The organism is Paraburkholderia phosphatilytica (assembly GCF_003443895.1).
In the GTDB taxonomy this organism is placed as follows: Bacteria; Pseudomonadota; Gammaproteobacteria; order Burkholderiales; family Burkholderiaceae; genus Paraburkholderia; species Paraburkholderia phosphatilytica.
Window position 1 is genome coordinate 15,625 of record NZ_QQOA01000034.1, and the last position, 13,428, is coordinate 29,052.

The 13,428-nt window shown below is 66.1% G+C and carries 9 protein-coding genes; 1 reads left to right on the plus strand and 8 read right to left on the minus strand.

The features are described 5' to 3' along the window. Nucleotides 1-19: 19 nt before the first annotated feature. From DVS29_RS27755 to putA, 4 genes are all read right to left on the minus strand, one after another. A complete protein-coding gene (locus DVS29_RS27755) occupies nt 20-613 on the minus strand; it encodes a DUF4276 family protein (protein WP_118183742.1) in 594 nt (197 codons plus the stop codon). Further along, nucleotides 613-1,824, minus strand: coding sequence for an AAA family ATPase (locus tag DVS29_RS27760; protein WP_118183743.1), 1,212 nt, complete (start codon nt 1,822-1,824; stop codon nt 613-615). The genes DVS29_RS27755 and DVS29_RS27760 overlap by 1 nt, the downstream gene beginning before the upstream one ends. A gap of 184 nt (nt 1,825-2,008) precedes the next feature. After that, complete coding sequence (locus DVS29_RS27765) at nt 2,009-3,157, minus strand: branched-chain amino acid ABC transporter substrate-binding protein (RefSeq protein ID WP_118183744.1); 1,149 nt, start codon at nt 3,155-3,157, stop codon at nt 2,009-2,011. Nucleotides 3,158-3,245: 88 nt separating this feature from the next. Next, nucleotides 3,246-7,217, minus strand: a complete 3,972-nt coding sequence (gene putA, locus DVS29_RS27770; RefSeq protein WP_118183745.1) for a trifunctional transcriptional regulator/proline dehydrogenase/L-glutamate gamma-semialdehyde dehydrogenase — start codon at nt 7,215-7,217, stop codon at nt 3,246-3,248. 283 nt (nt 7,218-7,500) lie between these two features. On the opposite strand from putA, the gene DVS29_RS37445 reads away from it, so the two are divergent. Further along, a complete protein-coding gene (locus DVS29_RS37445) occupies nt 7,501-7,668 on the plus strand; it encodes a hypothetical protein (RefSeq protein WP_164708001.1) in 168 nt (55 codons plus the stop codon). 30 nt (nt 7,669-7,698) lie between these two features. On the opposite strand, the gene DVS29_RS27775 is transcribed toward DVS29_RS37445, so the two are convergent. The 4 genes from DVS29_RS27775 to hemE all read right to left on the minus strand — a co-directional run bounded on the left by DVS29_RS27775 (nt 7,699) and on the right by hemE (nt 13,427). Next, a complete protein-coding gene (locus DVS29_RS27775; protein ID WP_240655815.1) occupies nt 7,699-7,953 on the minus strand; it encodes a hypothetical protein in 255 nt (84 codons plus the stop codon). 5 nt (nt 7,954-7,958) lie between these two features. Next, nucleotides 7,959-9,386, minus strand: a complete 1,428-nt coding sequence (locus tag DVS29_RS27780; protein WP_118183746.1) for a YeiH family protein — start codon at nt 9,384-9,386, stop codon at nt 7,959-7,961. Nucleotides 9,387-9,605: 219 nt separating this feature from the next. Then, complete coding sequence (locus tag DVS29_RS27785; RefSeq protein ID WP_205962524.1) at nt 9,606-11,864, minus strand: primosomal protein N'; 2,259 nt, start codon at nt 11,862-11,864, stop codon at nt 9,606-9,608. 450 nt (nt 11,865-12,314) lie between these two features. Beyond that, nucleotides 12,315-13,427 (minus strand): uroporphyrinogen decarboxylase, encoded by a 1,113-nt coding sequence (gene hemE, locus DVS29_RS27790; protein ID WP_118183747.1) that lies wholly within the window; start codon nt 13,425-13,427, stop codon nt 12,315-12,317. Nucleotide 13,428: the final 1 nt, after the last annotated feature.

Sequence of the window (13,428 nt, forward strand, 5' to 3'; positions counted from 1 at the left end):
GACGGCTCCTCGCCGCGTTTTAGCGCTGGATCCCGCTCGTCCAGTCCGCGCACAGTTTGCGGAACGAGCGGCTGTTGGCGACGGCCATGTCGAGGTCGAACGTATGCGCGAACTTCGGCTGATCGGTCGTCTCGTGATATCCGGCGCCGCCCATCCGCTCCGCCATTCGCCCTTTGGCATTGCGAACGGTCTCGCTACCTTCAAGTGCGTCCCGATCGACGTCCCAAGTGAATCCACGGCAGCCGTGAAGAGACCTGGCTGCGGCGAGAAACCACGCTTCGAATTCACGATTCGCCAGTACGACACTCACTGACCGATGCGGAATCACTTCGCGCGCGCGTCGCAGCAGTTCGTTCGCCATTTGAACCGGGCAGTCGTCGTCGGCATCTAGCAGGATCAGGATCCAGCCATCGTCCAGACACTTCTTTGACGCGAGCAGCAGAATCCGCGTGAACTCTTCGGCTTTCCGGATGAACCGATCGCGATGTACGCGAATGGGCGGATGAATCGTGGTGGAACATTCGGGTGTCAGCCAGAAGTTCAGGCGCCGCAGCAAGACGGGCAGAGCCTGTACCTCTCCATCGCCTTCAACGATAGACACAACCTGCACCATCAATCGTCTCCGCCGCCGAAGAGGTCGGTCTGGCGGCTGCGCAAGCTTTGCGCTTCCACAATCTTCGGATCCGGTTCGATCTGATTCAGGCGCAGCAGCTCGCCTGCGGAAAAGAGATGCTCTCGCATCGTTTCCCGCGACGCCTGATCCAGCGGCGTGATGTGGGTCGCGCCACCACGCGAGCCAACAGCCAGCAACGCATCCGGCGAGAGATGCATGTCGTTCAGCAGATCGGGGCTGTGACTGGTCACGATGACCTGCGTCTGCTCGGCCGCTCGCTTCAGCGCCTCCCGCAACGCGCCGGCAGCTGCGGGGTGCAACGCAGTTTCGGGTTCTTCGATGCCAATCACGGAAGGGGCATAGTCGGCGTTCTTCTGAAACAACGCGAGCAGTACGCCGAGCGCCCGAAGCGTTCCGTCGGACATGTTCTGCGCAAGGAAATGCCATGGGTACTTGACGCCCGCCATGTCCTGCCTGAACGACAACGACTCCATCGGACCGACGGACACCCGTTCAACACCGTGAACCATCGGCACCACAGCATGCAGATAGTCCTGGATCAACTGCATCGATTCGGGCGACGAGCGCTCCAGATGGCTGATGACACTCGCGACATTCTCACCCGCTGGCTTCAGGAGACGGCCATCCTGCGGCTTCTGCAGTTCCCGGATCAGCTTCGGGTTGAGGTTGTAAAAACCCATCGCCGTCAGCCCCTCGTAGACCGGCCGGAACACCTCGAGACCGGACGCGCTCACCAGCGCCAGTCGGTCACTCGTGACGACAGGGAACGTGGATTCGCTGGATTGCGTCAGCTTGCCTCGCTCGAGTTTGTAGAATGGTCCCTTGCCGACACCGGTCAACACGCACTCTTCCTTGCGGACCTCGAACGCGCCATTCGTCAGCGCGCCCACCTCGAACGCATACCAGCCCGTCTGTCCAGTACGAAGGGTGAACTCGAGACGAATGCCAAAGTGCGTCGGGTGTCCAGCCGAGCGGCGTCGGACCTCGTTGAGGCCGCCGCGTTCATTGATCGCATTGCCGAGCGATCCGGTCAACGCATCGCGCACCAGATGAAGCGCGTCGAGAAAATTGCTCTTGCCCGAGCCGTTCGGTCCGACCAGGTACGTCAAGGCGCTCAAGGAAACATCACAGGCCGCGATGCTCTTGTAATTGCGAAGAACGACTCTGCGTAGAAAAGTTGTCGATGGCATGTGGCTTGGCGTTCCGGAACACGCGTTTCAACGGGAGTTTGGCTGTCGCGGCCGTACTTGTAACGTCCCGACATGTCGCATTCTACTGGTTGCCCGAAGAGCCGTGCCGCGGTCACGTCAATGTCGCGGCCCAAAAACAAAAGCCCCGCTCTCGCGGGGCCCTCGTCGTGCATCGCAGCCGGAATTACTTCCCGCCCACGCTTTCCAGCGTCGTCCACTTGCCGTCGACGACCTTGTACAGCGTGATGCCGCCGTTCTTCAGATCGCCGCGCTGGTCGTAGGCGAGATCCTTCGTCGTCACGGCCTGCATGTTCGTCTTCGCCAGATACGGCAGGTACTTCGCCGGATCCGTCGAATTCGCCGCCTTCATCGCGTCGAACATCGCCATCGCGCCGTCGTACGCGTACGGCGAGTACGTCTGCACGTCTTCGTTGAAGCGCTTCTTGTACTTCGCGACGTAGTCCGCGCCACCCGGCATCTGGTCGAGCGGCAGGCCGGCGAGCGACGCCACCGTGCCGTTCGCCGCGTCGCCCGCGATCTGCAGGAACGTCGGCGTGTGGACCATTTCGCCGCCCATCAGCGGAGCCTTGATGCCCAGCGTCTTCATCTGCTTGACCATCGGGCCGGCTTGCGAGTCCGCGCCGCCGAAGTAGATCAGGTCCGGATTCGACGCCTTGATCTTCGTGAGGATCGACTTGAAGTCGACGGCCTTGTCGTTCGTGTACTCACGATCGATGACCTTGCCGCCCGATGCCTGCGCCGCCTTCGCGAACTGGTCCGCGAGACCCTGGCCGTAAGCCGTGCGGTCGTCGACGATCGCGATCTTCTTCACGCCCAGGTTCTTCACCGCGAACGTGCCGGCAACCGAGCCCTGCTGCGTGTCGGACGTCATCATCCGGAACGTGGTCTTGAAGCCTTGCTGCGTGTATTCCGGCGCCGTCGCCATCGCGATTTCCGGGATGCCCGCGTTCGCGTAGATGCGCGAAGCCGGGATCGTCGTGCCCGAGTTGAAGTGGCCGATCATGCCCTTGATGCCGTCGTCGACCAGCTTCTGCGCAACCGTCGTGCCGGTGCGCGGGTCAGCCTGGTCGTCGGCTGCGTCGAGCACGAAGCGAACCTGCTTGCCGCCGATCATCGGCTTCGTCGCGTTCATGTCTTCAACCGCGAGCGTGACGCCGTTCTTGAAGTCTTCGCCGTAGTGCGCCTGTGCCCCCGTCATCGGACCGGCAAAGCCGATCTTGACGTCTTCCACCTGCTGCGCCTGTGCTGTCCCCGCCAGCGACAGTGCCGCGACAACCGCCGCGCCTGCCAGCTGCTTCATCTTGTGTTGCATAGCTTCTCCTTGATACCAGGTATGGGTGGAGCAGTTTTCGGGGTCTCCGCACCGCTTCCGTTTTTTTGAATCGACCGGCGAGGTTCGCTCAACCGATCGTCATCAAATTCGCATTGCCGCCTGCTGCTGCCGTATTCACGCTCACCGACCGCTCGGTGAGCAGGCGTTCGAGCGCGTAGTCCTCGTCGTGCTCGCTGCTGCCCGCGCCACCATTGGCCAGCGCGCCAGCCGCCACGCCCTGCACCGACACGATCGGCCCCGGGCGCTTTGCGACGTCCTGCACGAGCGCCAGCAGCTCGTCGCTATCGCCTTCGAACAGCACCGCGTCGTATGCGGCTTCGGCCTGCCTGCGCACGCCCGCATGCGACTTCAGCGCCGCGGGCAGCGCGGCCACCAGCTCCTCGCCGGCCGCTCCGCTGAAGAGCGCGCGGTTGCCGGTGGCGAGCACCGCCGCAAGCTGCGCGCGCGCACCGCTCGCCGTCGACGGCACGCACAGCACCGTGCCGCGCGCGCCGAGCGTGTACGTGTTGCGCTCGCCCGTCGGACCCTGCAACACCGCCGTCGCGCCGGCCAGCACGTGCGCGAGATAACCGTCGCAGCGCGCGGCCAGTGCCGGCTCGCGCTCGGCGATCAGCCAGTCGCGCAACGCCGTCAACGCGGCCTGGGCGGACTGCGGACGCTCGCCGCCGTCGTTTGCCTGCCCGTTCGCCTGCGGCGCATCCACGATGAGCGTCTGCGCGAGCGACTTCGGCAGACCCGCCGGACGCTTCGCGAGCAACCGCTGCAGATACAACGCGCCACCCGCCTTCGGGCCCGTGCCCGAGAGCCCTTCGCCGCCGAACGGCTGCACGCCGACCACCGCGCCGATCACGTTGCGGTTCACGTAGATGTTGCCCACGTGCGCGCGGCCAATCACATGCGCAATGGTCTCATCGATCCGCGTGTGAATGCCCAGCGTCAATCCGTAGCCCGTCGTGCGGATCTGCTCGAGCAGCTTGTCCAGCGCGCTGCGGCGATAACGCACCACATGCAGCACCGGACCGAACACCTCGCGCTTCAGTTCGTCGATGCTGTCCAGCTCGATCAGCGTCGGCGGCACGAAGGTGCCCGGCGCGCAGCCTTCCGGCATCGCCAGCTGCAGCACCTTGCGACCCTTTTCACGCATCGCGGCGATATGCGCGTCGATACCGCGCTTCGCTTCGGCGTCGATCACCGGGCCGACATCCACTGACAGGCGATCCGGATTGCCCACCGCGAGTTCCTTCATCGCGCCCGACAGCATCTCGAGCGTGCGATCTGCGACGTCGTCCTGTAGACAAAGAACGCGCAGCGCCGAACACCGTTGACCGGCGGAGTCAAATGACGACTGCAGCACGTCCGCGACGACCTGCTCCGCGAGCGCCGACGAATCGACGATCATCGCGTTCTGGCCGCCGGTTTCGGCGATCAGTGGAATCGGCCGCCCGTCCGGGTCCAGACGCGCGGAGAGCGTCTTGTTGATCAGGCGCGCCACTTCCGTCGAACCGGTGAACATCACCGCGCGCACGCGTGCGTCGGCCACGAGCGCCGCGCCCACAGTTTCGCCGTTGCCCGGCAGCAGCTGCACCGCGCCCGCCGGCACGCCGGCTTCGCGCAGGATGCGCACCGCCTGCGCGGCGATCAGCGGCGTCTGTTCCGCGGGCTTCGCGAGCACCGTATTGCCGGCCGCGAGCGCGGCGGCCACCTGGCCCATGAAGATCGCGAGCGGGAAGTTCCACGGGCTGATACACACCACGGGACCGAGCGGCCGGTGCGTATCGTTCGAGAATTCGCTGCGGATCTGCGTCGAGTAATAGCGCAGGAAGTCAACGGCTTCGCGGATTTCCGCGATCGCGTTCGGCAGCGATTTGCCTGCTTCGCGCACGATCAGTCCCATCAGCGTGTGCATCTGCGCTTCGAGCAGATCCGCGGCGCGCGCGAGGCAGTCGGCGCGCGCATCGACGGGCGTCGCCTGCCAGATTGGCGCGGCGGAAACTGCATGCGACAGCGCAGCAGACACATGCTCGTGCGTCGCGTCGATCACCGTGCCAACGAGATCGCGATGATCGGCCGGGTTGCGCACGTCGTGAGCCTTGCCCTCGATCTGCTCGTGATCGTCGAGCATCGGCGCCGCGTGCCACGGATGATGCGCGCTCGCGAGCAGCGCCGACGACAGCGACGCGAGCCGGTGCTCGTTTGACAGATCGAGGCCCATCGAGTTGTTGCGCTGCGCGCCGTACAGGTTGCGCGGCAGCGGAATCTTCGGGTGCGGCGCGCCGAGCGGCATGATCTTCGATGCTTCTTCGACCGGATCGGCGACGAGCTCCTTCACCGGCACGCTTTCATCCGCGATGCGGTTCACGAACGACGTGTTCGCGCCGTTCTCGAGCAGACGGCGCACGAGGTACGCGAGCAGCGTCTCGTGCGTGCCGACCGGCGCGTACACGCGGCACGGACGGTTCAGCTTGTCGCGGCCCGTCACTTCCTCGTACAGCGGCTCGCCCATGCCGTGCAGGCACTGGAACTCGTACTGGCCGGGATAGTAGTTCTGACCCGCGAGATGATAGATCGCGGAGAGCGTGTGCGCGTTGTGCGTCGCGAACTGCGGGTACACGGCATCGGGCACGCTCAGCAGCTTCTTCGCGCACGCGAGGTACGACACGTCCGTGTAGATCTTGCGCGTGTACACCGGATAGCCTTCGAGGCCATCCACCTGCGCGCGCTTGATTTCGCTGTCCCAGTACGCGCCCTTCACGAGGCGCACCATGATGCGATGACGGCTGCGGCGCGCGAGATCGACGATGTAGTCGATCACGAAGGGGCAGCGCTTCTGATAGCCCTGCACGACGAAACCGATGCCGTTCCAGCCCTGTAGCTCCGGGTCGAAGCACAGCGCTTCGAGCAGATCGAGCGACAGTTCGAGCCGGTCCGCTTCTTCCGCGTCGATGTTGAGACCGATGTCGTAGCGGCGCGCGAGGATCGCGAGCGAGCGCACGCGCGGCAGCAGCTCGTTCATCGTACGTTCCTGCTGCGCGCGCGAGTAGCGCGGATGCAGCGCGGACAGCTTGATCGAGATGCCCGGACCTTCGTAGATGCCGCGGCCGCCCGCGGCCTTGCCGATCGCGTGGATCGCCTGTTCGTACGATGCGAGGTAGCGCTGCGCGTCGGCTTCGGTCGTCGCCGCTTCGCCGAGCATGTCGTACGAGTAGCGGAAGCCGCGCGCTTCGTACTTGCGGCTGTTCGCGAGCGCTTCCGAAATGTTCTCGCCGGTGACGAACTGCTCGCCCATCAGACGCATCGCCATGTCGACGCCCTTGCGGATCAGCGGCTCGCCGCCCCGGCCGATCAGGCGCGTCAGTGCCGACGACAGACCGGTTTCGCTGTTGGTCGTCACGAGCTTGCCGGTGATCATCAAGCCCCACGTCGCCGCGTTCACGAACAGCGACGGCGCATGGCCGACGTGCGAGCGCCAGTCGCCCTTGCTGATCTTGTCGCGGATCAGCGCATCGCGCGTCGCGCGGTCGGGAATGCGCAGCAGCGCTTCCGCGAGACACATCAGCGCAACGCCCTCCTGGCTCGACAGCGAAAACTCGTGGATCAGTCCTTCGACGCCGCCGCCCTTGCTCTTCGAGCGCAGCGTTTCGACCAGCTTCGTCGCGAGCTTTTCGACATCGGTCGCGAGCGCGGCGGGCAGGCGCGCCTGGCCGAGCAGGAACGGCAGGCATTCCGGCTCCGGACGGCGGTACGCAGCCGTGATCGCCGCGCGCAGCACCGATTGCGGCTGCACGCTCTGCGCGAAGTCGAGGAACGGGTGCGACGCGCTCTCTTCGTCGGCTTCCGTGGTCGCGCCGTCCGCCATCTCGGCAACACCGGTGTGGCCGTTCAGTTCAGGAGGCAGCTGGCCGTGCTCGATCTTTTCGAGGTAGGCGAAGATCGCCTGCTTGATCAGCCAGTGAGGGGTGCGCTCGAGGCGCGCGGCGGCGTCTTTCAGCCGGGAACGCAGCAGGTCGTCGACTTTGACGCCGAGAGTGGTACTGGCCATGTTTCCTTCTTGTGCCGGCGAAGCGCTGCCGGCCAGTGACTAAAAAGTTGGCGCATCGTACCTCTCTCAATAAAAAGGTGCAACCAGTGCGAGCCACAGGTTGCACCCTTGTGGAACTCCCGTCGCTGCTGCATTTGCGCCGGGCGGACATCTGCCGGGCGCCGCGGGTTGCGCCCAGGACTTACCCTGGTCGGAATCTTTTTTGACACCCCTCAACTGCCGCGACGTCCCGCCGATATACGGGTATGTGCTTTGCGGACGATCTGGCAGGGAGGGAAGCAAAATGGAAAACCTGATGGTGATTGGCGGCATCTGGCTGATGTGCGCGCTGTGCGCGGTCCTGTTCATCCGCGGTGCATCGGCTCAGGCGCCGGCATTGCGCCGTGTGCCCGTGATGAGCCGCCGTGCCCGACTCGCGACGCTGCGACAGGACGTTTCGCGGGATTATTGAGCGGCTTTCCGGCGGCTGGCTGAAGTGCGCTCAGCCGCGGGGGTTGAACTCGCCGCACGTATCGTCCGGCGACACGAGCCGGTCGTGCAACCGGCACAGACGGCTCGACGCGATGCTCGCGCCGAAGCCGGACCCGAACACCACCAGGCCCGCAACGCGTTGCTCCAGTTCCTGCCGTTCGTCGGCGCGATGCCGGCAGGCGGCGCAGCGAGCGCGTGTTTCGGTCGCCGCGATGCCTTTCCGCGGCCTGGCCACTACGAGCACGCGCTTTAGCACCGGATTCATTTCCCTCACGACCCCAGCCCCAGGCTACGCCAGTACGGCGCGAACACGTGCGCCGACAGCGCATAGCCGATCGCGATATTGACCACCACGCCCGCGGTGAACGCGACGAACGGCCTGAAGCCGGTCGCCGACAGTGCGCGGAAACGCGTGGTCAGCCCGATGCTGAAGAAGCAGAAGATGAACGCCCACGTGCGCAACGCCGTGATCGGCGCGACGAACTGCGGTGTCACGATCTTCCGGTAGTCCGCGAGCGTGTAGTGACTCGCGATCCACGTGACGAGCGCCGAGGCGATCACGAAGCCGATCACGAACTTCGGGAAGCGCGCCCAGATCTCGCCCGCGTCCGCCTTTCCCCTGACGCCATCCGCAGTCTCCCAGCGCGTCGTCGCGACGATCGCGAGCAGGAACGCCCAGATGCCGATCCAGATGTCGCGGCCCACCACCTTCATCAGCGTGAACGCCTGTAGCGACGCTTCAGGCGCGCCGACGATCGCGCCGCCCGCCTGTTTCGCGAAATCGCCATAGGCCTGCGCGGCCGCGATGCCCGCGGCATCCGCGAATTCCGATGTGCCGATCCAGGCGCCCGCGACGCCCGTCGGCAGGCCGAGCGAACGCGATGCGAACGGCAGCGCGAAGATCATCACGATCGCCCACAGGATCACGAGCGTGATCGCCACCGATGCCTGCTCGCGCTTCGCGCGCACGGCGCCCGCAATCGCGATGGCCGCCGACACGCCGCAGACCGCGCCGCCCACGCCGAGCACCGCTGCAAAACGCTGATCGAGACCGAGCGATTTGGCCGCGAAGAAGATCACGAAGAACGTGACGAGCGAGACGATCGTCGCCTGCCCGACCGCCACGGGGCCGGCCCAGACGAGCAGCGTGAACGGCAGCGTCGCGCCGAGCAGCACGATGCCGACCTTGATGTAGAACTCGACGCGCAGCCCGGCCTGGAACCACGCAGGCAGCGGCACGAGGTTCGAGATCAGGAGACCGAGCGCGAGCGCGACGAGCGGCGGCTCGAGGTTGTACTTCGATGCGTCGACCCATGCGCCGAGCTCGAAGATCAGCACGGACACGACGAACAGGATCGCGAACGACGGCAGGAAGTGCGCGACGCGCTGCTTCAGCGCGGCGAGGCTCACGCTGAACAGCACGGCGAACAGCACGAAGAGCGCTACGTAGTTCGGCAGATGCGCGGCCAGATCTTTCGCGGCCGCCGGCACGCTCGACCACTTCGCCGGCGCGACCGCGATCCACTTGATGCTGCTGCCCGACGCGAAAAGCGCCCACGCAATCACGATCACGAGCAGGCCGATCCAGACGGCCCACCAGTCCTCGGTGGAAAAGAGACCACCGCCGCGCAGGCCGCGTGTGGTGTCGGTCGGCGTGGCCGGCTGCGAACCGGCCGGCAAGGTGTGGTGATCGCTCATCGCGGATGCCCCCGTAGTTGAGTACGACTTGAGTGCGACTTGAGTGCGATGGCGCGGCCAACCCTGCTCAAACATCTGGAAATTGTTGTGCAGTCCGCAGGAAACGGGCGCCGTTGGGGCGCACTATAGTCAAACCCGTTCGGGAAACGAAACGACCTTTCGCTCTATCGATATGACCGCAAGGGATATGTCATGCGGACGGCTTCGCGCGGGCGAAGCTCAGATGTCGAGCGGGTCGACTTCGAGGCTCCAGCGCAGCACGCCCTTCAGCGTGCGCAGAACAGGCTGCCACGCGCGCAGCGTCGCCTGCAGCGCGGCCCGCGATGCGCTTTCCACCAGCAGTTGCGCGCGGTGCACGTGCATCACCTTGACGATCGTCATCGGCACGGCGTCGTAGGCCGTCACGCGTTCGGCGGCGGGGATCGCGGCGAGCGCGTCCTGCGCCGCTTTCAGGAATGCGAGCGCCTGCTCCAGCGTACGGCCTTCGGCGCGCAGCAACGCCTGATAGACGAACGGCGGCAGATGCGCATCGCGGCGTTCGCCGAGCGTCGAGTTCGCGAAGCCGACGTAGTCGTGCCGGCCGAGCGCGTAGTACAGCGCATGTCGCGGGTAACGCGTCTGCACCAGCACTTCGCCCGGCAGCCCGGCGCGGCCCGCGCGGCCGCTCACCTGCATCAGTTGCGCGAACAGCCGCTCGCTCGCGCGGAAGTCGTGCGAAAAGAGCGCGGTGTCGGCGTTGAGCACGCCGACCAGCGACACGCGCCGGAAGTCGTGTCCCTTCGCGATCATCTGCGTGCCGACGAGGATGTCGACCTCGCCCGCGTGCACGTCCGAAAAAAGCGCCTGCGCGCTGCCTTTGCGGCGCGTGCTGTCGGCATCGATGCGCAGCACACGCGCACCCGGCACCGCGCTCGCGAGCGCCTCTTCGACGCGCTGCGTGCCGCGCCCGAGTGGCGCGATATCGACATTGCCGCATTCCGGACACGAGCGCGGAATACGCGATTCCCAGCCGCAATGGTGGCAGCGCATCGCGCGTTCGGGCTTGTGCAGCACGACGTAGGCGCTGCAGCGTGGACAGCCCGCCACCCAGCCGCACGCATCGCACGAAAGCACCGGCGCGTAGCCGCGGCGGTTCAGGAACACGAGGCTTTGCTCGCCACGTTCGACGCGCGCTTTGAGCGCAGCGACGAGCGGACCCGACAGCCCTTCGAACGACGCGCGGCCGCGGCGCCGCTCCTCTTCAAGATCGATCAGGCGAACCGTGGGCAGCGTCGCCTCGGCAATGGCGCGGCGCGATAGCGTGAGGCGCCGGTAGCGGCCCTGATCGGCCTGCCACCAGCTTTCCAGCGACGGCGTCGCCGAGCCGAGGACGACCGGCACGCCGAGCTGCTTCGCGCGCCACACGGCCAGATCGCGCGCGGAGTAGCGCAAGCCTTCCTGCTGCTTGTACGCGGGGTCGTGCTCCTCGTCGACGACGGCGATCGCGAGCCGCGGCAACGACGCGAGCACTGCGAGTCGCGTACCGAGCACGATCCGCGCGCGGCCGGTGTGCGCGGCGAACCAGTTGCGCGCGCGCTCGCCTTCCGCGAGACCGCTGTGCAGCGTGACGATCGCATCCGGCGACAGCGCCCCGAAGCGCGCACGGAACGCGGCTTCGAACTGCGGCGTGAGATTGATCTCGGGTACGAGCACGAGCGCCTGCGCATCCGGTTGCGCGTGGAGCAGCGCGGCGAGCGCGCGCAGGTAGACCTCCGTCTTGCCGCTGCCGGTCACACCGTGCAGCAGGAACGACGCAAAGCCGCCGGCTTCGAGGATCGCCTCGATAGCTGTGTTCTGCTCGTCGGTGAGCGTGGGTAGCGAAGGCTCACTTCCGCTGGAGGCGTGGTTGGCATTGAATGGTGAGGTCGCCGCGTCCACGGTTTCGAGCGCAACCCAGCCCGACGCCTGCCAGCTTTGCAGCGTCGCGGTCGCTTTCGGATGGAGCGCGCGGGCGTCCGCCGCCGGCAGCGTGTCCGCGGCGGCGAGCGCTTCGGCGAGGCGCCGCAACGCGGCCGCCCGCGCCGGCAGTGCGGCGGGCAACGCGTCGCGGCCGGCGGGCAGCAGGCGATAATGCTCCTGTGGCGCGAACAGGCGCGCCCAGCGCGTCGCATCGCGCAGCGCCTGCGGCAACGCTGGCAACGCGACTTCGCCGAGTCCGCGCTGGTAGTAATCGGCGGCAAATGCGGTGAGTTCGAGCCATTCCGGCGACAGCGGCGGGCAGGTCGTGCAGACCACGCTCACCGGCTTCAGCCGGTCGTCCGGCACGTCACTGTGAACGGTCACTTCGCAGATCAGCCCCACCGCGTTGCGCCGGCCGAACGGCACGCTCACCAGCATGCCTGGCTGAGGCTCGGCGCCGAGCGCGTCGCGGTCGTAGCGGTAGTCAAAGAGCGTCGGGAGCGGATGATCGAGCGCGACGCGGACAAACAGGTCAGTCACGGGCGGACGAGCTGGCGTGAATGCGGACACTGATGGGGACACAGCCGCGCGGACCGGCTGACCATGAGTTGGCGCCGAAACTTAAGGTAAATCCTAGCTTCGTTCGCTAAGTTTTGAATTCGCCGGAACAATTCCGTGTCGCCCCGCCAGCCTGTGGATAACTTTGTTGAGAACTCGCCTTTGCCGGCCCGGGATCCGCGCCATCTGGACCTTATGCGGGAGACCGCACATTCCCCAGACAATCTCGCGAAGCCTTGTCTGTCAAGGCGTTCATCAGATGTGCACGCAACTTGCAAGTGTTTGGGGATGACCGGACCCTCTACCGCGCCGCAACGAGAGCAATGTGCATAAGTCAAGTCTTGACTTTCGGGGAAGCCCTTGCCGCCGGGGAAAATCCGGATACGCGACCCCAACGCGCAGAGCCCAGCGTGCTGCGTCGCAGCAGCCCGCTCAGCGCGTGGCGCCACTGCCCGACGCCGCACCGGCGCGGATTGCGCGGCTATGCCGGTGCACTTCGTCCACCAGTTCGGCCACGTGTTCGGGCGGCGTGAACTGCGAGATGCCGTGCCCGAGATTGAACACGTGCCCCGGGTGGTTGCCGAAACTGTCCAGCACCGCGCGCGCTTCGATGCGGATCGTCGACGGCGGCGCGAACAGTACGGAAGGGTCGATATTCCCCTGCAACGCGACTTTGCCGCCCACCCGCTCGCGGGCTTTCGCGAGATTCATCGTCCAGTCGAGCCCGACCGCGTCGACGCCCGAATCGGCGATCTCGTCCAGCCACAGCCCGCCACCCTTCGTGAACGTGATCACCGGCACGCGGGCACCATCGTGCTCGCGCTTCAACTGTGACACGACTTCGCGGATGTAGTGGAGCGAGAACGCCTGGTAGGCGCCATCGGCCAGTGCGCCACCCCACGTGTCGAAAATCATCACGGCCTGCGCGCCCGCTTCGATCTGAGCGTTCAGATAGGCGGCGACGGCCCGCGCGTTGATGTCGAGAATCCGGCGCATCAGGTCGGGGCGGCTATAGAGCATCGACTTGACCGTGCGGAAGTCGTCCGAGCCGCCACCCTCCACCATGTAGCACGCAAGCGTCCACGGACTGCCCGAGAAGCCGATCAGCGGCACGCGCTGGCGGCCTTGCGCATCGGTGAGCGCGCGGCGGATTTCGCGAACGGCGTCGGTCACGTAGCGCAGCGTGGCATCGATGTCCGGCACGGCGAGGCGCGCGACGTCGTCTTCCGTGCGTACCGGCCTGGCGAAGCGCGGCCCTTCCCCAGCGGCGAACTCGAGGCCGAGGCCCATCGCGTCCGGTACGGTCAGGATGTCGGAGAACAGAATGGCGGCGTCGAGCGGATAACGGTCGAGCGGCTGCAACGTGACTTCGGTCGCGTAAGCGGGATTCTTGGCGAGGCCGAGGAAGCTGCCGGCGCGGCCGCGCGTCGCGTTGTACTCGGGCAGATAGCGGCCCGCCTGACGCATCAGCCAGATCGGCGTGTAGTCGGTCGGCTGACGCAGCAGTGCGCGCAGGAAGGTGTCGTTGAGCAGGGTATGAGCCACT

What these genes read in the sequence shown, in the direction of transcription:
- DVS29_RS27755 (WP_118183742.1), bottom strand. Translation starts at nt 613, where the DNA reads ATGGTGCAGGTTGTGTCTATCGTTGAAGGCGATGGAGAGGTACAGGCT.
- DVS29_RS27760 (WP_118183743.1), bottom strand. Translation starts at nt 1,824, where the DNA reads ATGCCATCGACAACTTTTCTACGCAGAGTCGTTCTTCGCAATTACAAG.
- DVS29_RS27765 (WP_118183744.1), bottom strand. Translation starts at nt 3,157, where the DNA reads ATGCAACACAAGATGAAGCAGCTGGCAGGCGCGGCGGTTGTCGCGGCA.
- putA (WP_118183745.1), bottom strand. Translation starts at nt 7,217, where the DNA reads ATGGCCAGTACCACTCTCGGCGTCAAAGTCGACGACCTGCTGCGTTCC.
- DVS29_RS37445 (WP_164708001.1), top strand. Translation starts at nt 7,501, where the DNA reads ATGGAAAACCTGATGGTGATTGGCGGCATCTGGCTGATGTGCGCGCTG.
- DVS29_RS27775 (WP_240655815.1), bottom strand. Translation starts at nt 7,953, where the DNA reads ATGAATCCGGTGCTAAAGCGCGTGCTCGTAGTGGCCAGGCCGCGGAAA.
- DVS29_RS27780 (WP_118183746.1), bottom strand. Translation starts at nt 9,386, where the DNA reads ATGAGCGATCACCACACCTTGCCGGCCGGTTCGCAGCCGGCCACGCCG.